The 18,286-nt window shown below is 72.9% G+C and carries 17 protein-coding genes; 9 read left to right on the top strand and 8 right to left on the bottom strand.

Annotated elements, in window-relative coordinates; genetic code table 11:
- The first annotated feature begins 19 nt into the window (after positions 1-19).
- The 6 genes from pdhA to IRY44_RS10195 all read left to right on the top strand — a co-directional run bounded on the left by pdhA (position 20) and on the right by IRY44_RS10195 (position 9,318).
- Entirely contained in the window at positions 20-1,198 is a 1,179-nt protein-coding gene (gene pdhA / locus IRY44_RS10170) for a pyruvate dehydrogenase (acetyl-transferring) E1 component subunit alpha (RefSeq protein ID WP_013473399.1), read from the top strand.
- The gene (locus IRY44_RS10175; protein ID WP_194800194.1) at positions 1,198-2,187 is read left to right on the top strand and encodes an alpha-ketoacid dehydrogenase subunit beta; all 990 of its coding nucleotides are present in this window, start codon (positions 1,198-1,200) and stop codon (positions 2,185-2,187) included. The genes pdhA and IRY44_RS10175 overlap by 1 nt, the downstream gene beginning before the upstream one ends.
- A gap of 5 nt (positions 2,188-2,192) precedes the next feature.
- On the top strand, positions 2,193-3,656 hold the full coding sequence (locus IRY44_RS10180; RefSeq protein WP_194800424.1) for a dihydrolipoamide acetyltransferase family protein: 1,464 nt from the start codon (positions 2,193-2,195) through the stop codon (positions 3,654-3,656).
- Positions 3,657-3,880: 224 nt separating this feature from the next.
- Positions 3,881-4,018, top strand: a complete 138-nt coding sequence (locus IRY44_RS10185; protein WP_013283356.1) for a hypothetical protein — start codon at positions 3,881-3,883, stop codon at positions 4,016-4,018.
- A 348-nt stretch (positions 4,019-4,366) separates the two neighbouring features.
- Positions 4,367-7,135, top strand: a complete 2,769-nt coding sequence (locus IRY44_RS10190; RefSeq protein ID WP_194800195.1) for a hypothetical protein — start codon at positions 4,367-4,369, stop codon at positions 7,133-7,135.
- A 341-nt stretch (positions 7,136-7,476) separates the two neighbouring features.
- Positions 7,477-9,318, top strand: a complete 1,842-nt coding sequence (locus tag IRY44_RS10195; protein WP_194800196.1) for an NHL domain-containing thioredoxin family protein — start codon at positions 7,477-7,479, stop codon at positions 9,316-9,318.
- 9 nt (positions 9,319-9,327) lie between these two features.
- On the opposite strand, the gene IRY44_RS10200 is transcribed toward IRY44_RS10195, so the two are convergent.
- Genes IRY44_RS10200 through IRY44_RS10210 form a run of 3 tightly spaced genes read right to left on the bottom strand, consistent with a single transcriptional unit; the run spans position 9,328 to position 11,541 of the window.
- Positions 9,328-10,077 (bottom strand): LamB/YcsF family protein, encoded by a 750-nt coding sequence (locus tag IRY44_RS10200; protein WP_194800197.1) that lies wholly within the window; start codon positions 10,075-10,077, stop codon positions 9,328-9,330.
- Positions 10,061-10,930, bottom strand: coding sequence for a biotin-dependent carboxyltransferase family protein (locus IRY44_RS10205; protein ID WP_194800198.1), 870 nt, complete (start codon positions 10,928-10,930; stop codon positions 10,061-10,063). Before IRY44_RS10205 ends, IRY44_RS10200 begins: the two co-directional genes overlap by 17 nt.
- Positions 10,927-11,541 carry an allophanate hydrolase subunit 1 gene (locus IRY44_RS10210; RefSeq protein ID WP_194800199.1) on the bottom strand — a complete coding sequence of 205 codons (615 nt, stop codon included), beginning with the start codon at positions 11,539-11,541 and terminating at the stop codon, positions 10,927-10,929. Before IRY44_RS10210 ends, IRY44_RS10205 begins: the two co-directional genes overlap by 4 nt.
- Before the next feature lie 75 nt (positions 11,542-11,616).
- Here IRY44_RS10210 and IRY44_RS10215 point away from each other — a divergent pair, with 75 nt between their 5' ends.
- Positions 11,617-12,294 carry a hemolysin III family protein gene (locus IRY44_RS10215; RefSeq protein ID WP_174532829.1) on the top strand — a complete coding sequence of 226 codons (678 nt, stop codon included), beginning with the start codon at positions 11,617-11,619 and terminating at the stop codon, positions 12,292-12,294.
- A gap of 65 nt (positions 12,295-12,359) precedes the next feature.
- Here IRY44_RS10215 and IRY44_RS10220 read toward each other — a convergent pair whose 3' ends face one another.
- Positions 12,360-12,650, bottom strand: a complete 291-nt coding sequence (locus tag IRY44_RS10220; protein WP_091413749.1) for a DUF6458 family protein — start codon at positions 12,648-12,650, stop codon at positions 12,360-12,362.
- 117 nt (positions 12,651-12,767) lie between these two features.
- On the opposite strand from IRY44_RS10220, the gene IRY44_RS10225 reads away from it, so the two are divergent.
- Positions 12,768-13,304, top strand: coding sequence for a histidine phosphatase family protein (locus IRY44_RS10225; RefSeq protein ID WP_135242688.1), 537 nt, complete (start codon positions 12,768-12,770; stop codon positions 13,302-13,304).
- A 9-nt stretch (positions 13,305-13,313) separates the two neighbouring features.
- Here IRY44_RS10225 and IRY44_RS10230 read toward each other — a convergent pair whose 3' ends face one another.
- On the bottom strand, positions 13,314-13,721 hold the full coding sequence (locus tag IRY44_RS10230) for a helix-turn-helix domain-containing protein (protein WP_194800200.1): 408 nt from the start codon (positions 13,719-13,721) through the stop codon (positions 13,314-13,316).
- A 130-nt stretch (positions 13,722-13,851) separates the two neighbouring features.
- On the opposite strand from IRY44_RS10230, the gene IRY44_RS10235 reads away from it, so the two are divergent.
- Positions 13,852-14,718 carry an aldo/keto reductase family oxidoreductase gene (locus tag IRY44_RS10235; RefSeq protein ID WP_269697907.1) on the top strand — a complete coding sequence of 289 codons (867 nt, stop codon included), beginning with the start codon at positions 13,852-13,854 and terminating at the stop codon, positions 14,716-14,718.
- A 6-nt stretch (positions 14,719-14,724) separates the two neighbouring features.
- Here the strand turns inward: IRY44_RS10235 and IRY44_RS10240 are convergent, their stop codons facing one another.
- The 3 genes from IRY44_RS10240 to IRY44_RS10250 form a co-directional block, all read right to left on the bottom strand.
- Positions 14,725-14,994: a DUF6458 family protein gene (locus IRY44_RS10240; protein ID WP_013283345.1), complete on the bottom strand. Its 270-nt coding sequence runs from the start codon at positions 14,992-14,994 to the stop codon at positions 14,725-14,727.
- Positions 14,995-15,178: 184 nt separating this feature from the next.
- Positions 15,179-17,035, bottom strand: a complete 1,857-nt coding sequence (locus IRY44_RS10245) for an acyl-CoA dehydrogenase (RefSeq protein ID WP_194800201.1) — start codon at positions 17,033-17,035, stop codon at positions 15,179-15,181.
- Positions 17,036-17,151: 116 nt separating this feature from the next.
- Positions 17,152-18,279: a PP2C family protein-serine/threonine phosphatase gene (locus tag IRY44_RS10250; protein ID WP_194800202.1), complete on the bottom strand. Its 1,128-nt coding sequence runs from the start codon at positions 18,277-18,279 to the stop codon at positions 17,152-17,154.
- Between the last annotated feature and the right edge of the window lie 7 nt (positions 18,280-18,286).

Genomic DNA, 18,286 nt, shown 5'->3' on the forward strand with positions numbered 1-18,286 from the left:
GACAGACAGGGAGAGACGGATGGCAAAGGGCGACCCCGGGGCCGCCACCCGCAGCAAGCGGGCCGCACCCCGAACCAGACGCGCCGCCGCGACCGGTGAACCGGAACTCGTACAACTGCTGACCCCCGAGGGTGAGCGGATCGAGAGCGCGCTCGGCCCGGACGGGACCGAGTATCGCGTCGACTTCACCGACGAGGAGTACCGCGGGCTGTACCGCGACCTCGTGCTGGTCCGCAAGCTGGACGCCGAGGCCACCGCTCTGCAGCGCCAGGGCGAGCTGGGACTCTGGGCCAGTCTGCTGGGCCAGGAGGCCGCGCAGGTCGGCTCCGGCCGGGCACTGCGTACGCAGGACATGGCCTTCCCGACCTACCGCGAGCACGGCGTGCTCTACTGCCGCGGCATCGACCCGATCATGCCGCTGGGCCTGTTCCGCGGCGTCGACCAGGGCGGCTGGGACCCGAACGAGTTCAAGTTCAACATGTACACGATCGTGATCGGGGCGCAGACCCTGCACGCGACCGGGTACGCAATGGGTGTCGCCATGGACGGCAAGACCGGCGGCGAGGACGGCGAGGCGGTCATCGCCTACTTCGGCGACGGCGCCACCAGCCAGGGCGACGTCAACGAGTCGTTCGTCTGGGCCAGCGTCTTCAACGCCCCGCTGGTGTTCTTCTGCCAGAACAACCAGTACGCCATCTCCGAGCCGCTGGAGCGGCAGACCCGCGTGCCGCTGTACCGGCGGGCCGGCGGGTTCGGCTTCCCCGGTGTCCGGGTGGACGGCAACGACGTGCTCGCGTCGTACGCGGTGACCCGGCACGCGCTGGACAACGCGCGCAACGGCCAGGGCCCGAGCCTGATCGAGGCGTACACCTACCGGATGGGCGCGCACACCACCTCCGACGACCCGACCCGCTACCGCATCGCCAGCGAGGTCGAGGCGTGGCAGGCGAAGGACCCGATCGCCCGGATGAAGGCGTTCCTGACCAAGCAGAAGATCGCCGACGAGTCGTTCTTCACCGCTGTCGACGAGCAGGCCCGCACCGAGTCGGTGCACCTGCGCGAGCGCGTGCTCGCCATGCCCGACCCGCAGCCGGTGACCATGTTCGACCACGTCTACCCCAACGGCTCTCCCGAACTGGACGAGCAGCGGGCCCGGTTCACGCAGTACATGGAGTCCTTCGAGGGGAGCGCGCACTGATGGCCACGGAGACGCTCACCCTCGGCAAGGCGCTGAACACCGGCCTGCAGCGGGCCCTGGAGAACGACCCCAAGGTCGTCATCATGGGCGAGGACGTCGGCAAGCTCGGCGGCGTGTTCCGGATCACCGACGGTCTCCAGAAGGACTTCGGCGACCAGCGCGTGATCGACACCCCGCTGGCCGAGTCCGGCATCATCGGCACCGCCGTCGGCCTGGCCATCCGCGGCTTCCGGCCGGTCTGCGAGATCCAGTTCGACGGCTTCGTCTACCCCGCGTACGACCAGATCGTGTCGCAGGTGGCGAAGATGCACTACCGCTCGCAGGGCAAGGTGCGGATCCCGATGGTCATCCGCATCCCGTTCGGCGGCGGCATCGGGGCGGTCGAGCACCACTCCGAGTCGCCCGAGGCGTACTTCGCGCACACCGCCGGTCTCAAGGTGGTGAGCTGCGCGAACCCGCAGGACGCGTACGTGATGATCCAGCAGGCGATCGCGTCGGACGACCCGATCGTGTTCCTGGAGCCGAAGCGGCGCTACTGGGAGAAGGGTCCGGTGGACCTGGACGCGCCGATCGCCGACGCGTACCCGCTGCACTCGGCCCGGGTCGCGCGGCCCGGCACCGACGCGACGGTGCTGGCGTACGGCCCGATGGTCCGCACCGCGCTCGACGCGGCCACCGCCGCCGCCGAGGACGGCCGCGAGCTGGAGGTCATCGACCTGCGCACGATCTCGCCGCTGGACCTGACCGCCGCGTACGAGTCGGTACGGCGCACCGGCCGCTGCGTAGTAGTGCACGAGGCCCCGGGCAACCTGGGTCTCGGGTCGGAGATCGCGGCCCGGATCACCGAGGAGTGCTTCTACTCCCTGGAGTCTCCGGTGCTGCGGGTGACCGGCTTCGACACCCCCTACCCGGCCGCCCGGGTGGAGGAGGAGTACCTGCCCGACCTGGACCGGGTGCTCGACGCCGTCGACCGCACGTTCGGCTGGTGAGCGGCATGTCCCGGATCAAGGAGTTCAACCTTCCCGACCTGGGCGAGGGCCTGACCGAGGGCGAGATCCTCGCCTGGCTGGTCAAGGTCGGCGATGACATCGAGCTGAACCAGCCGATCGTCGAGGTGGAGACCGCCAAGGCGGCGGTCGAGATCCCGGCGAAGTGGGCCGGCCGGGTGCAGGCGATCTTCCACCCGGAGGGGTCCACGGTCGAGGTCGGCGTGCCGATCATCGCGATCGATACCGACCCGAACGCCGGGCCGATCGAGGAGTCGACGACCGCGACCCCCGCGTCGGACCTGCCCGCACCGTCTGCCGCGTCGCTCGCCGCGGTCCAGGTCGCGCCGGCCGAGGGCATGGTCGAGCCGGGCCTGATCGGTGGTGTGGCCCCGGGTGGGCGCACCGCCGTGCTGGTCGGCTACGGCCCGCGCAACGCCCCGGCCAAGCGCCGCCCGCGCAAGGGCGACGCGCCGGCACCGGCTCAGGCCGCCGCCCCGGTGGCGCCCGCGCCTGTCGCTCCCGCGCCGGTGGCACCCGCTCCGGCGTCGGCGGTCAACGGCAACGGCCGGGTCACCGGTCCGGTGCTGGCCAAGCCGCCGGTCCGCAAGCTGGCGAAGGATCTCGGCATCGACCTGGCCACGCTCACCGGCTCGGGTCCGCTCGGCTCGATCACCCGTGAGGACGTGCAGCGGGCGGCGAGCGCGACCCCGGCGGCGGCCGAACCGCAGACGGTCGCGGCACCGGCCGCGTCGGCCGCGAGCTTCGGCGCGGACCGCGAGCAGCGCATCCCGGTCAAGGGGGTACGCAAGCTCACCGCGGAGAACATGGCCCGCTCGGCGTTCACCGCCCCGCACGTGACGGAGTTCCTGACCGTCGACGTGACCCGGGCGATGAAGGCGCTGGACCGGCTGCGCGAGCGGCGCGAGTGGCGGGACGTACGCGTCTCGCCGCTGCTGCTGGTCGCCAAGGCGGTGCTCCTGGCGGTCAAGCGGCACCCGATGGTCAACTCGACCTGGGCCGGTGACGAGATCGTGGTGAAGGAGTACGTCAACCTCGGCATCGCGGCGGCCACCGAGCGCGGCCTGATCGTGCCGAACATCAAGGACGCCGGGCGGCTCTCGCTGCGCGAGCTGGCGGACGCGATGACGGAACTGGTACAGACCGCGAAGTCGGGCAAGACGTCCCCGGCGGACATGTCCGGCGGCACGCTCACCATCACCAACGTGGGCGTCTTCGGCGTCGACACCGGTACGCCGATCCTGCCCCCGGGCGAGTCGGCGATCCTCGCCTTCGGCGCGGTACGGGAGCAGCCCTGGGTGCACAAGGGCAAGGTGAAGCCGCGCCTGGTGACCACACTCGGCCTCTCCTTCGACCACCGGATCATCGACGGTGAGCTGGGCTCGAAGTTCCTCCGCGACATCGGGGACTTCCTGGCCGACCCGGAGGCGGCGCTGCTCGCCTGGACCTGACGAACCACCGCTCCGGTCACGGCCGGTGTGCCGAGGGTGAACGCCCGGCACACCGGCCGTAACCGTTTTGGGAACGGAATCATAGGATTAAGGGGCGGGTGGACCTACGATCCGTAGGTGCGTGGTTCAGCTCACCTAATAATCGATGGCGATGACGGGCCCAGTGCGCTTAAATAGAGACATCAAGGGGCTGACAACCGAATAGCCAGGAGGAGAGACCCAAGATGAGCATGATCGAGCGAATCCGCACCCGCCGCGACGCCAACCGCCGCGCCCGCGCCATCGAGCACGCGCTGCGTTCCGCCAACTCGCCCGCGGTCCGCGAGGAGCTTCTCGCCATCGCCCAGCGTCACATGAGCTGACGCCACAGACCTTTCTCACCTCCTCCAGTCCGAAGACCCGCCCGACTCCGGGCGGGTCTTCGGCGTACCGGTATCGGTCGGCACCGGGATTCCACCTCGCTTCACCGCCCGGTACGGTTGGCACGGTCGCCAACCGGCTGACTCCGGACGGATACGAGACAGCGAAACCCATCGACGTCGTCCGGTGACTTTCGGTGACCGCTGATGCTCCCCCGAGCGGCCTCGGGCGACCACCGGATACGGTGCGGGGAGCCCGCACGGCCGGTACCCGCCGGCGACGCCGGTAGTCGTGCCGACGGTTCTCCCGACCGGCATCGGCGGCCGACCTGTGATGGAGGAGGCGCACCCATGACGTCCGAGGCTCCGCACCGCCCCGGCCAGGAGCCGGGCGAGGTGTCGCCGGGCACCGGCGGACCGGTGCCGTACGGCGATCAGCCGGCGCAGCAGGACAACGGGTACAACGGCGCACCCGACCTCGGCTGGGCACCGCCCCCGCCGGCCGGTCGGCCCGCGCAGCCGGCCCCGGCCTGGGCCGCGAACGACGACCAGCCACCCGCGTGGGCCCCGCCCGCCGGGCAACCGGTGACCGGGCGGGCGACCGCCCAGGTCCCGCAGCCCGCCTGGGGCGGCAACGACCAGGGCAGCCCCGCCTGGTCCGGTTCCGGTGGCCCCGCCTGGGGCAACCAGGAGCAGCCCGGCCCTGATCGCGGCGCCGAGCAGGCGCCGCCCGCCTGGTCCGCCACGCCGCCGGGCAGCCCGGCCGAGCCGTCGCAGGCCCCCTGGGCCGCCGCCGAGCAGAACCGTCAGGGGTGGAACGCCGGCGAGCAGCAGCAGGGCTGGTCGCCCTCCGGTGACCCGGCCGCCCGCGGCACCGGTTACGTGCCCGCCCCGGCCACCGTGCCGAACGAGACCTGGGTCACGCCCGCCCCCGCGGACGACCCGAACCGCTCCGGCGGCTTCGCGCCCACCGGCGGGCAGCACGAGGACGCCTCCGGTCGCGCCGGTGGCTGGGCCGCCGCGCAGCAGCAGCAGGACGACCCGAACCGCTCCGGCGGCTGGGCCCCACGCGACGAGCAGCCCGCCGCGTCCGACGACCCGAACCGCTCGGGCGGCTGGAACCCGCGGGAGAGCCAGCCTGCCTGGGCACCGGGTCAGCAGACCGGCGCCACCTGGCCGCCGGCCGACCCCCCCGCCCGGGCCGCCGCAGCGGTCTCGGTGCCCGGCGCCACCCGGCCGGACAACGCCTGGTCCACTCCGGAGCAGTCCGATCAGGACAACCGCTCGGCCGAGGACAGCGGCGGCTGGCGCGCGACCGGTGGACCCCAGCACGACGAGGGACAGCGCTCCGGTGGCTGGCCCGCCCCGCAGGCCGAGAACCGGTCCGGCGGCTGGGACGAGCCGGCCCGCACCGAGGACCCGGACCGCTCGGGCGGCTGGGCCGCCGGGCGCGCCGCGAACCCCGCCGAGGCGGCACAGCCGGGCGGTTGGGAGCCGAACCAGGGCCGGCAGTCCGGCGGCTGGGGTGACGGCGCCGCCGTACCGCAGCAGCGCGAACCCGCGCGGCCGTCGGACGAGCAGGCGCAACCCGCCTGGGGTGCCGCCGCGCCGGTCGAGGCCCGCGCGAGCGTGTCCGTGCCGTCGTCCGACGCGCCCGCCGGCTGGGGCGGCAACCAGGACGAGCGTCCGGCCGCACCGTCGCCCGAGCCGTGGCCGCAGGCCGAGGCGTGGGGCCGGTCCGAGGACTCCGCCCCGGCCTACCAGCCCGCGCCCGCGCCGGGCATCTCGCCCGGCAACGCGGTGCCGCTGCCGGCACAGCAGCAGCGAGTGCCGGGCGCCGCGCTGGCCGCGTCGTCGCCCGCCGACCACCCGGGCCCCGAACCCCAGGGGTACGAGCCGGAGCGCGGCGACGGCGGCTGGAACGCGTCCCGCCCGGAGGAGCCGCAGTCGCCCGCCGTTCCCGGCCCGCGTACCTCCCCGGAGGGCGGCCCGGTCTCGGCGAGCGCATCGGTGCCGGTGGCCAGCCGGGTCACCCCGCCGTCCGACCAGCCGCTGCCGACCGGCGGCCCCACGCCGCAGCCCCGCGTGTACGGGCGGCCCGCCCGCCCGGAGCCCGAGGACGCCCCCGAGCAGGACGAGTCCGGGTTCCCCGGCCAGGACGGGCCGCACGGCAACGGCTTCCCCGGCCCGCAGTCGCGATCCGAGGACACCGACGGCCCGCACGGGTACGCCGGAGCACCCTCCTCGCCGGCCGCGCCGCCGTCGTTCCCGGTCGGTGTGCCGTCCTTCGTGGACCCGCCCGGCAACACCCGCCCGGCAAACGGCGTGCACCCGGGCGGCGAGCAGCCCGACGCCTCCCGTGACCCGTTCGGCGGCCCGCAGAGCCCGTACGGCGCTCCCGGCGGCCAGGACGCGTTCGGCGGCCCGGGTGGCCGGCCGGACCCGTTCGGCCCCGGGGGTCAGCAGGAGTCGTTCGGCAGCCCCGGCGGGCACCAGGATCCGTTCGGCAACCCGGGCGGTCAGCCCGACCCGTTCGGCGGTCCGGGTGGGCAGCAGGCGGCGTTCGGCAGCCCGGCCGGCCGGCCCGAGCCGTTCGGCGAGCCGGACCGGTTCGGCCCGTCCGCCGGGGGACGCGCCTCGGTCGCGGTGCCCGGCCAGGGCCCGGCGGGTCCGAACGCCTTCCCGCCGCCCCAGCAGGCCCCGCCGGCGTGGGCGCAGGACGGGCCCGGCACCGAGCCGGAGCAGGGCCGCTTCGACGCGTTCAAGCCGGATGCCACCGAGTCGCAGACCGAGGCGCCCCCGCCGAAGGTGCGCAACGGCCGGGTGCTCGCCGCCGTGCTGATCGCGGCGGTGCTCATCCTCGCCGTACCGCTGGGTCTGCTCACGCTGCTCGGCAAGGTCGGCGGCGACAAGTCGGCGGGCTTCGACCCGGCCGTCGGCTCCTGCGTGAAGCAGTCCGGCACGAGCGCCGTGGCCGCCGACTGCGGCGAGCCGGGCGCGTTCAGCGTGGTGTCGAAGGTGGACAACAAGGACAAGTGCGCCGATCTGTCGCAGCCCTCGGTCTCGGTCGAGGGCGGCGGGACCACCCGGATCCTCTGCCTGAAGCCCGCCGGCCAGTAACCACACGTACGCGGAGCGCCCACCCCTCGCCGGGGTGGGCGCTCCGCGCCGTATCGGTGTGCTGAACACCGGCGGCAAGGCCGTCATGCTGGCCGACCTGCGCGGCAAGATCGTCCTGCTCGACTCCTGTAAGTCCTGAAAGACGCTTGCATCTAGTCCCGCCAGGGCCCTAGCGTCCTCGGCATGTCCGGCCCGTCCCGACGAGCCGCCGCTGCGCGTGACCCCCGTAGGACCCCATCCCGCGCCTGTTCGGCCCGGTAACTAGTCCAGCTGGAGCTGGGGCCGTTTGGCGTTGCTAGGGCCTCTGACGGCGTCGTTAGCGGCGTGGCAGGCTTGGCCGCATGACCTCTGCACCACGGGTACGAGCTCCCGAGCTTCGCGGTCGCGCTTGGCTCAACACAGGCGGACGAAACCTGACATTGCGGCACCTCCGAGGTCGTTGCGTCATCCTAGATTTTTGGACGTTCTGCTGCATCAACTGCCTGCACGTGCTCGACGAGTTGCGCCCGCTCGAAGACAAGTACGGCGACGTCCTGGTCGTGATCGGCGTGCACTCGCCGAAGTTCGAGCACGAGAAGGACCCGGCGGCGCTGGCCGCGGCCGTCGAGCGGTACGGCGTGCACCACCCGGTGCTCGACGACGCCGAGATGGACATGTGGCAGCAGTACGCGGCCAAGGCGTGGCCGACGCTCGCCGTGGTCGACCCCGAGGGCTACGTGGTCGCCACCATGGCCGGCGAGGGGCACGCCGAAGGGCTGGCCCGGCTGATCGACGAGTTGATCGCCGGCCACGAGGCGAAGGGCACGCTGCACCGGGGCGAGGGCCCGTACGTGCCGCCGGCCGAGCCGGACACGGTGCTGCGGTTCCCCGGCAAGGCGCTGCCGCTCGACGGCGGGAACCTGCTGGTCAGCGACTCGGCCCGGCACTCACTGGTCGAGCTGGCCGCCGACGGCGAGACGGTGGTCCGCCGCATCGGCGCCGGTTCCCGGGGTCGTACGGACGGCCCAGCCTCCGCCGCCACGTTCGCCGAGCCGCAAGGGCTCTGCCTGCTGCCGCCGCACGTGGCCGAGGTGGCCGGTTACGACGTGGTCGTCGCGGACACGGTCAACCACCTGCTGCGCGGCGTACGGCTGTCCTCCGGCGAGGTGGTCACCGTGGCCGGCACCGGGCGGCAGTGGCGCTCGACAGTCGACGACCACGCGCACGACGCCCGTGCCGTCGACCTGTCCTCCCCCTGGGACGTGGCCTGGTACGACGACCGGGTGATCGTGGCGATGGCCGGCATCCACCAGCTCTGGTGGTTCGACCCGATGAAGCGGACCGCCGGCATGTACGCCGGGACCACTGTCGAGGCGCTGCGCGACGGCCCGCTGCCGGACGTGTGGATGGCCCAGCCGTCCGGGTTGTCGGTCTCGGCCGACGGCACCCGCCTCTGGGTGGCCGACAGCGAGACCAGCGCGATCCGGTGGGTCTCCGGCGGCGAGATGCACACCGCCGTCGGTCAGGGCCTGTTCGACTTCGGGCACGTCGACGGCCCGGCCGACCAGGCGTTGCTCCAGCACCCGCTGGGCGTGTGCGCGCTGCCCGACGGTTCGGTGCTGATCGCCGACACGTACAACGGGGCGGTGCGCCGTTTCGACCCGGAGACCGGCCAGGTGGGCACCGTGGCGGACGGGCTGGCCGAGCCGAGCGACCTGGTGCTCACCGGTGAGGGCGACGTGCTGGTGGTCGAGTCGGCCGCGCACCGGCTGACCCGGCTGGCGCCGGGCGCGCTGACCTCGGCCGGCGCGAGCACGGTGGACGGCCCCCGGCACCGGCTGGAGCGCAAGCCCACCGACGTGGCGGCCGGGGAGCTGACGCTCGACGTGATCTTCACGCCGGCGCCGGGGCAGAAGCTCGACGAGACGTACGGGCCGTCGACCCGGCTGGTGGTCTCGGCGTCCCCGCCGGAGCTGCTGGTCGAGGGCGCGGGCACGACCACCGACCTGTCCCGCAGGCTGGTGGTGAGCGGCGACGTGGCGCAGGGGGTGCTCCAGGTGACCGCCCAGGCGGCGACCTGCGACGCCGACGTGGAGCACGCGGCCTGCCACCTGACGCGGCAGGACTGGGGGGTGCCGGTCCGGGTGGTCACCGGTGGCGCGACCCGCGTGCCGCTGGTCCTGCGCGGCATGGACGAGTCCTGACCGCTCCGTTCAGGTGAACGGGGTGGGGGTCACCCCGGCGTCGATGAGCGCGGCGCGGACCAGCTCCGCGCAGCGCACCGCACCGGGCGTGTCCCCGTGCAGGCAGATCGACTCGACCGGGGCGGGGATGACCGTCCCGTCCACGGCGACCAGCGTGCGCTCGACGGCCATCCGTACCGCCCGGACGGCCACCTGCTCCGGGTCGGTCACCAGCGCGTCGGGTGAGCTGCGCGGCACGAGCGTGCCGTTGGGGAGGTAGTTGCGGTCGGCGAAGCCCTCGGCCACCACCCGCAGCCCGGCGCCCGCGGCGAGCTGGGCCAGCACGGTGCCGGGCTGGCAGAGCACCGGCAGCTCGTGGTCGTACCCGCTGATCGCCGCCACCAGCGCGGCGGCCTGGCCCTCGTCGCGGGCCACTGCGTGGTAGAGCGCGCCGTGCGGCTTGAGGTAGCGGACCCTGGTGCGGTACCGGCGGCAGAACGCGTCGAGCGCCCCGAGCTGGTAGATCGTCTCGTCGCGTAGTTCGGCGAAGTCGTACGCGATGTGCCGCCGGCCGAAGCCGGCGAGGTCCCGGTAGCCGACCTGAGCGCCCACCGCGACGCCGCGTTCGGCGGCGCCGGCGCAGACCCGGTGCATGGTGGTCGCGTCACCGGCGTGGAAGCCGCAGGCGACGTTCGCGGAGCTGATCAGGTCGAGCAGCGCGTGGTCGTCGCCGAGCCGCCAGCTTCCGAATCCCTCGCCCAGGTCAGCGTTGAGGTCCATGGAACGTCACCGTAGTGCCTGGCCGGGCCTGGGCGAGCGCTGTCACGTCGTCCACCACCCCGATGACCGGGTACCCGCCGGTGGTGGGGTGGTCGGCCAGGAAGACCAGCGGCCGGCCGTCCGGCGGCACCTGCACCGCGCCGAGCACCAGACCCTCGCTGGGCAGTTCGCCGGCGACCGCGCGGGTCAGCGTCGCGCCGGCCAGCCGTGCGCCGACCCGGTTGCTGTCCGGGCTCACCGTGTACGCGGCGCGGCACAGCAGATCGAGCGCCTCGGGGGTGAACCAGTCCTGCCGGGGGCCGGGGCGCACGCTCAGCTGTAGCTCGTCCGGGACCGGCCCGGTGACGGGGACGTCGACGGGTGCGGGTGGGCCGGCCGGGGTGCCGAGGGGCAGCCGGTCCCCGTCGCGCAGCGGCGGCGGGCCGAGGCCGGAGAGCGTGTCGGTGGCGCGGCTGCCGAGCACCGGCTCTACAGCGATCCCGCCGCTGACCGCCAGCCAGGTCCGTACCCCGGCGCGGGCCGGTCCGACGTGCAGCACCGCCCCGGCGGGCAGCGCCAGCGGCCGTCCCACGTCCCCCGGGCGGCGCTGCGCGGCCCCGGCCGGCCACTCGACGACCACGTCGGCCGGGGCGCCGGTGAGGGCGACAGCCACGGCCCGGGTGACGCGCAGCGCGCAGCCGGTCATGGTGATCTCCAGCCCGGCGGCGTCCTCGTCGTTGCCGACGAGCCGGTTGGCCAGGCGCAGGGCGGCCGGGTCGAGCGCGCCGGAGCGGGGTACGCCGAGGTGCGCCCACCCGGGCCGCCCCTGGTCCTGAACGGTGGTGAGCGCCCCGGCACGCAGCACCTCGATCACGGCGCGTCGACCAGCCGGACGCGGCTGCCGGGGGTGAGCCGGGCGGGCGGGTCGGCGTGCACGTCGAACAGCGGCAGGTCGGTGCGGCCGACGAGCAGCCAGCCGCCGGGTGACGCGGCGGGGTAGATGCCCGCGTACGGGCCGGCGAGCGCGACCGAGCCGGCCGGCACCCGGGTACGGGGCGTGGCGAGCCGGGGCACCGCCAGCTCGGGCGGCAGCCCGGTCAGGTAAGCGAACCCCGGTGCGAACCCGCAGAACGCGACCCGGAACTCGGTACGCCGCAGCCGGTCCACGACCGCGGGCACGTCCACCTGCCAGTGGTCGGCGACAAGCGGGAGGTCCTCACCGTCGTACACGACTGGCACCCGGACCTCGGTGGTGGCCGCGCCGCAGGCGGCGGTCCGGGGGTGCCAGGCAGCGATCCGCGCGGCTGCCGCCTGCGGGTCCGGTACGCCGTCGAGCAGCACGGTGACCGCGCCGGGGACGATCTCGGTGGCGGTCAGCTCGCCCGCCTCGCGCCGGCGCCACAGTTCGGCCCGCCACGCCTGTGCCTGCTCCGCGTCGTCGCAGTCGAGGAGCAGGGCGTACGCCCCGACCGGCCGGATCAGCATCCGGTCATCCTCCCGCCGGGTGAGGTGACGGTCCACACTACTTGCAAGTAACCTACGCCGTCGTAACCTATTGAGGTGACGACCTCCGCACCGTTCCGGCTCCGGCCGGCCGACATCGGGAAGCCGCGCATGCGCGGCTGGCTGCACGCTTACGCGTTCTTCGCCGCTCTCGTCTGCGGCATCGTGCTGTGTTCGATCGCCGCCGGTCGTCCCGGCTGGGCGCCGCTGGTGAGCTGCCTGATCTACAGCTTCACCGTGTGCGGGCTGTTCGGCACCAGCGCGCTCTACCACCGGCGGGTCTGGTCCGAACGCGGCTACCAGATCATGCGCCGGATGGACCACTCGATGATCTTCGTGTTCATCGCCGGCACCTACACACCGTTCTGCGCGCTGCTGCTGGACACCCGGCAGGCCACGATCATGCTGAGCCTGGTCTGGGGCGGCGCGATCGCGGGCGTGGCGGTCAAGCTGATCTGGCCGCACGCGCCACGCTGGGTCTCCGCCCCGCTCTACCTGGCGCTCGGCTGGGTAGCGGTGGCCATGCTGCCGCAGATCCTGCACTCCGGTGGCGTGACCGCGCTGGTGCTGCTGAGCGTGGGCGGCGCGATCTACAGCGTGGGCGCGGTGTTCTACGCGCTGCGCCGGCCGAACCCGTGGCCCACCGTCTTCGGCCACCACGAGTTCTTCCACGCCTGCACGCTCGTCGCGGCGATCTGCCACCACATCGCGATCTACTTCGCGTTGTTCGCCTGACCCGGGCGGACCCCGGACATGCGCGAGGGCCCCGCTCCGTTGCGGGGCCCTCGGGTTCTCGGGGGTCAGGCCGGGTAGCCCGAGCCCGGACGGCGCACCTCGCGGTACTCCTCGCGTACGACGCGGTCGTCGCGCACCGGCACCACCGGCTCGGCGACGACCTGCTCGCGTACCGGAGCGGCCACCACACGGCGGCGGCTGTTCCAGAAGTAGAGCGTGGTGAGCAGGCCGGCGACGCCGGCGAGCATGAGCACCCAGCCCACCACGTTGAGGTTCAGCCATCCGAGATTGGCGTCGACGGCGAACGCGAAGATCGCGCCGAGCGCGATGAGGAAGATGCTGGCACCGATGCCCATGACGTCGCCTCCTTGGCGTCCTGCTGGCGTTTCCTGCCCGCCGCGGCCATGGATGAGGTAGCGGCACACATCGACATACCCAGGCGCTTTGATCGTCAATCAGGCAAGCTGGGCGGTATGACGGACGGCAGGAACGGGCAGCGGACGCTGGTGCTGCTGCGGCACGCCAAGGCCGAGCAGTCCGGTGACCTCCCGGACACGGACCGGTCGCTCACCGCGCGCGGGCACGCCGACGCCGCCACCGCGGGCGCCTGGCTGGCCCGGCACGCGCTGCTCCCCGACGTGGTCCTCTGCTCGCCCGCCCGGCGCACCCGGCAGACCTGGCACGACGTGGCGATGGGCATGAGCGGTTCCCCGCCGGAGGGCGGTCCGGCGGGCTCGGCTCCCGCGGTGCGATACGAGGTGACCGCGTACGACGCGCTTCCGGATCAGCTGCTGGAGCTGCTGTGGACGGTCGAGCCGACCGCCGGGACGGTGCTGCTCGTCGCGCACAACCCGGGGATCTCTCTGCTGTCGGCGCTGCTCGATCCGCAGCGGGCCGACCCGGACGGGCTACGGACCACCGACCTGGTGGTGCACCGGCCGACGACCCGCTGGGCCGACCTCGCGCCGGGGAACGCGCCGATCACCGGCCGCCACACCGCCCGCGCCTGAACGGACGGCTCAGGCCCGGCTGTCGTAGGTCGCCCGGTTGGCGAGCACGTCGTCCATGTGCGTCTCGGCCCAGGTCTTCAGGCCCCGGATCATCTCGTGCAGGGAGAACCCGAGGTCGGTCAGCTCGTAGGTGACAGTCACCGGCACTGTCGGCTCCACGGTGCGGGTGATCATTCCGTCGCGCTCCAGGGCGCGCAGCGTCTGGGTGAGCATCTTCTGACTGACCCCGGGCAGCGTGCGGAACAGCTCGGAGTATCGCCTCGGTCGCGGCTCACCGGCGCAGTCCGCTCCGAACCGGTGCGAGCCGTCGGTGCGCAACGCGGCCAGCACCAACGTGACCCACTTGTCGGTGATCCGGTCGAGCAGTTGCCGGCTGGGGCACCCGGCCAGGAACGCGTCGTACTCGGCCTTGCTCATGCTCTGCTCCTGCCACGCCGGTGAGCTACGCACTTTGAGGTGCCTACTTCCCGATGGAAAGTTACACCTCGATAGTGGAAGCCGGACGCCCCGATCCGGCGGCGTCGCGAAAACGACGAGAGGTACACGCATGGCCCGCACCACCCTGCCCGGCGGCACCTGGACGCTGGGCGACCTGACCGTCACCCGGTTCGGCTACGGCGCGATGCAGCTCGCCGGCCCCTGGGTGATGGGACCGCCGGCCGACCACGACGGCGCCCTGGCGGTGCTGCGCGAGGCGGTCGCGCTCGGCATCACCCACATCGACACCAGCGCGGCGTACGGGCCGCACGTCACGAACCGGCTGATCCGGGAGGCGCTGCACCCGTACCCGGATTCGCTGCACGTCGTCACCAAGGTCGGCGCGGACCGGGACGAGCAGGGCGGGTGGCCCACCGCACGGGATCCGGAGAGCCTGCGCCGGCAGGTCCGGGAGAACCTGGAGACGCTCGGCGTGGACGCGCTCGGCCTGGTGAACCTGCGGCTCGGCGACGCCACGGGGCCGCAGCCCGGATCGCTCACCGAGGCGCTGGACACGCTCGCCGCGCTCCAGCAGGAGGGTCTGATCCGCCACCTGGGCCTGAGCAACGTGACGCCGGAGCAGGTGGCCGAGGCGCAGACGATCGCGCCGATCGTCTGCGTGCAGAACCAGTACAACCTGGCCCACCGCGGCGACGACGACCTGATCGACGAACTGGCCCGGCAGGGTGTCGCCTACGTGCCGTTCTTCCCGCTCGGCGGGTTCACCCCGTTGCAGTCCTCGGCGTTGTCGGCGGTGGCCGAGCGCCTGGGGGCGACACCGATGGGCGTCGCCCTGGCCTGGCTGCTGCGGCGCTCACCGAACATCCTGCTGATCCCCGGCACCAAATCCGTCGCGCACCTGCGCGAGAACATCGCCGGCGCCGGGCTGGCGCTCTCCGGCGACGACCTCGCCGAGCTGGACCGGATCGGCCGCTGAGACGCGTCAGGACGGCGGGGCCGTCGGCGGCGGCGGGTCGGGCGGCGGCGGCATCATCGCTGTCGGATGCGAGAGCCGGTTCTCCTCCACGATGAGCGTACGGGCCCGCTTGCGGCGGTCCTGCCAGAACCACAGCGTGGTCAGCAGGACGCCCAGCCCGGCCAGGATGAACACCCAGCCGACCGCGCGCAGGTCGATCCACCAGACGTTGGCCCGGATGGCGAAGGTCATGATCGCGCCGAGCGCGATGAGAAAGATGGCGCTACCAATGCCCATGTGCGCTGCACTCCCCCGTGCGATGGCCTTGGGCGTACTCGGTCGTGGTCCGCGACGGTTACCCGCCAACGGGCCGCCTATCCACCCGGGCCGCGCGCACGACGACGGCCGGCGGGCTGGTGCCCGCCGGCCGTCGTCATGAGGGGGAGAGTGACGTTTCAGGGATGAAAGCCCCCGGAAGGGCTCAGAAAGCCTCCTCCGGGAGGTCCATGATCTCCAGGTCGGTGCCCTCGATGATCCGCCGGTCGGCGCCGATGCGGGGCAGCACCTCGCGGGCGAAGAACCGGGCCGCGGCGACCTTGCCGGTGTAGAAGGACTTGTCGGCCGCGGAGACCTCGCCGGCCAGCGCCTTCAGCGCCACGTCCGCCTGCTTCTGCAGCAGCCAGCCGACCACCAGGTCGCCGATCGCTAGCAGGAACCGGCGGCTGCTCAGGCCGACCTTGTAGAGCGCGCGGGTGTCGCCGCCCTGGGCCTCGCCCAGCCAGCCGGTCATCACGCCGAGGATGTTCTGGATCTCGGCGAGCGCCTTGCCGAGCGCCTGACGCTCCTCCTTGAGCTGGCCGTTGCCGGCCTCGGAGGCGATGTGCTCCTGGATCTCGGCGGCGACCGCCATCAGGGCCTTGCCGTTGTCCCGGACGATCTTCCGGAAGATCAGGTCGAGGCTCTGGATCGCGGTGGTGCCCTCGTACAGGGTGTCGATCTTGGCGTCCCGGACGTACTGCTCCAGCGGGTAGTCCTGGAGGAAGCCGGAACCGCCGTAGGTCTGGAGCGCCTCGTGACCGAGCAGCTCGTACGCCCGCTCCGAACCGACGCCCTTGACCAACGGCAGGAGCAGGTCGTTCACCCGCTTCGCCAGCTTGGTGGCCTTCTCGTCACCGGCCGCCTCGGCGATCGTGACCTTGTCCTGCCAGGTCGCGGTGTAGCAGACGAGCGCGCGCAGGCCCTCGGCGTACGACTTCTGCAGCAGCAGCGAGCGGCGCACGTCCGGGTGGTTGGTGATGGTCACCCGCGGGGCGGTCTTGTCGGCCATCTGGGTGAGGTCGGCGCCCTGCACCCGGTTCTTGGCGTACTCCAGGGCGTTGAGGTAGCCGGTGGAGAGCGTGGCGATCGCCTTGGTGCCGACCAGCATCCGGGCGTACTCGATGATCATGAACATCTGGCGGATGCCGTCGTGCTTCTCGCCCAGCAGCCAGCCCTTGGCCGGTACGCCGTGCTCGCCGAAGGTCACCTCGCAGGTGTTCGAGACCTTCAGGCCCATCTTGTGCTCGACGTTCGTGGCGTAGACGCCGTTGCGCTCGCCCAGCTCGCCGGTCTCGGGGTCGAAGTGGAACTTCGGCACGACGAACAGCGACAGGCCCTTGGTGCCCGGGCCGCCGACACCCTCGACGCCGACCGGGCGGGCCAGCACGTAGTGGACGATGTTGTCGCTCAGGTCGTGCTCACCGGAGGTGATGAAGCGCTTCACGCCCTCGATGTGCCACGAGCCGTCCGGCTGCTGGATCGCGCGGGTACGGCCGGCGCCCACGTCCGAGCCGGCGTCCGGCTCGGTGAGGACCATGGTCGAGCCCCACTGCTTGTCGATGAACAGCCGGGCCCACTTCTTCTGCTCCTCGGTGCCCTCGACGTGCAGCACGTGGGCGAAGGACGGGCCGGAGGCGTACATCCAGATCGGGGCGTTGGCGCCGAGCACCAACTCGGCGAGCGACCACCAGAGGGCACGCGGGGCGTTGGTGCCGCCCAGGGACTCCGGCAGGTCCAGGCGCCAGAACTCGGAGTCCATGAACGCCTTGTACGACTTCTTGAACGACTCCGGCAGCGGCGCGGTGAACGTCGCCGGGTCGAAGACCGGCGGGTTGCGGTCGCTGTCCGAGTAGCTGGCAGCCAGGTCCTCGCGGGCGAGGCGGTCGACCTCGCCGAGGAAGCTGCGGGCGGTGTCGACGTCCAGGTCCGTGAACGGGGCCTGGCCGAGCGTCCGGTCCGCCCCGAATACCTCGAACAGGTTGAACTCGAGGTCCCGCACGTTGCTCTTGTAGTGGGTCATGCTCGCTGGCCCCGCTTCCGGACAGGTGTTACCGATCAGTAACTCCAGACTGTATTACTCGCCGGTAGGCAACGACAAGCCGATCTCGGAAGTGACAGCGATTACACACTTCCCGTTCATCCGTCGGCGGCGCCGACCTCCCAGCTGGGAACCGGGGTGGCGGTGGTGCTGCTCGGGCCGACGTACTCCATCAGGACCAGCGCGATGTCGTCGTCGAGCCGGCCGTGCACCCACTCGACCAGGGCGGTCTCCAGCGAGGCCAGCCCGTCCGCGACGGTACCGTGGCCGAGCAGCCGCCAGGCCCGGTCGGCGGTGGGGAAGAACTCACCGTCCCGGCGCGCCTCGCCCAGCCCGTCGGTGAACAGCAGCAGCCGGTCGCCCGGTTCCAGCCGCTCCACCCGGGGCCGGACCACGGGCATGAAGCCGAGCGGCGGCGCGGGCGCGGGCGGCTCCAGCGGGATCACCGCGCCCCGGCGCAGCAGCAACGGTGGCGGGTGCCCGCAGTTGACGATGGTGAGCGTGCCGCCGCGCTCCTCGACCAGGGCCGCGGTGACGAAGTCCTCGTCGCCCACGTTGCGGGCCACCGCACGGTCCAGGTCGGTCACCACCGCGCGCAGGTCGGCCCGCTCGTACGCGACGTGCCGGTAGGAACCGAGCACGATGCTGGCCAGGCGGACCGCGTCCAGCCCTTTGCCCCGTACGTCACCGATGATCATGCGGACGCCGTACGGGGTGTCCATCACCTCGTACAGGTCGCCACCGATCTCCGCCGTGGCGGTGGACGAGATGTACCGGGCGGCCACCGCCAGCGTGCCGACCTGCGGGCCGAGCGGCCGCAGCACCGCCTGCTGGGCGACCGAGGCGAGCCGGGACAGTTCCGCGATCCGGTCCGCCTGGCGCTGGCGAATCGCCGCCGTGGCGGCCGCGATCGCGGTCGCCGCCCCGACAGCCGTCACGTTGACCACAGTCACCAGCGGGCTGCCCCGCTCCGCGACGGCGAAGCCGACACCGATGGCGGTGGCCAGGCCGCCGACCACGAGCACCACCCGCCAGGACGCCAGCGCCGCCGCGAGGAACGGCGCGACGACCATCAACGCGAGATAGTGCGCCGGACGGCCGTCGGCCAGCTCCACCGCGACCACGATCGCGAGCAGCGCGAGGGCCGCGCCGAGACCGGCGCGGGATCCGGGACTCAGCGGGCCTCGGCCCGGCTGGAAGGGTTGCGTGCGTACATCGGACAGCATGCCTGAT

The sequence above is a fragment of the Micromonospora sp. ANENR4 genome (genome assembly GCF_015354395.1).
GTDB classification, from domain to species: Bacteria; Actinomycetota; Actinomycetes; order Mycobacteriales; family Micromonosporaceae; genus Micromonospora; species Micromonospora aurantiaca.

Coding starts and splice junctions, on each gene's coding strand:
- pdhA (WP_013473399.1), top strand. CDS start 20: ATGGCAAAGGGCGACCCCGGGGCCGCCACCCGCAGCAAGCGGGCCGCA.
- IRY44_RS10175 (WP_194800194.1), top strand. CDS start 1,198: ATGGCCACGGAGACGCTCACCCTCGGCAAGGCGCTGAACACCGGCCTG.
- IRY44_RS10180 (WP_194800424.1), top strand. CDS start 2,193: ATGTCCCGGATCAAGGAGTTCAACCTTCCCGACCTGGGCGAGGGCCTG.
- IRY44_RS10185 (WP_013283356.1), top strand. CDS start 3,881: ATGAGCATGATCGAGCGAATCCGCACCCGCCGCGACGCCAACCGCCGC.
- IRY44_RS10190 (WP_194800195.1), top strand. CDS start 4,367: ATGACGTCCGAGGCTCCGCACCGCCCCGGCCAGGAGCCGGGCGAGGTG.
- IRY44_RS10195 (WP_194800196.1), top strand. CDS start 7,477: ATGACCTCTGCACCACGGGTACGAGCTCCCGAGCTTCGCGGTCGCGCT.
- IRY44_RS10200 (WP_194800197.1), bottom strand. CDS start 10,077: ATGGACCTCAACGCTGACCTGGGCGAGGGATTCGGAAGCTGGCGGCTC.
- IRY44_RS10210 (WP_194800199.1), bottom strand. CDS start 11,541: ATGCTGATCCGGCCGGTCGGGGCGTACGCCCTGCTCCTCGACTGCGAC.
- IRY44_RS10220 (WP_091413749.1), bottom strand. CDS start 12,650: ATGGGCATCGGTGCCAGCATCTTCCTCATCGCGCTCGGCGCGATCTTC.
- IRY44_RS10225 (WP_135242688.1), top strand. CDS start 12,768: ATGACGGACGGCAGGAACGGGCAGCGGACGCTGGTGCTGCTGCGGCAC.
- IRY44_RS10230 (WP_194800200.1), bottom strand. CDS start 13,721: ATGAGCAAGGCCGAGTACGACGCGTTCCTGGCCGGGTGCCCCAGCCGG.
- IRY44_RS10235 (WP_269697907.1), top strand. CDS start 13,852: ATGGCCCGCACCACCCTGCCCGGCGGCACCTGGACGCTGGGCGACCTG.
- IRY44_RS10240 (WP_013283345.1), bottom strand. CDS start 14,994: ATGGGCATTGGTAGCGCCATCTTTCTCATCGCGCTCGGCGCGATCATG.
- IRY44_RS10245 (WP_194800201.1), bottom strand. CDS start 17,035: ATGACCCACTACAAGAGCAACGTGCGGGACCTCGAGTTCAACCTGTTC.
- IRY44_RS10250 (WP_194800202.1), bottom strand. CDS start 18,279: ATGCTGTCCGATGTACGCACGCAACCCTTCCAGCCGGGCCGAGGCCCG.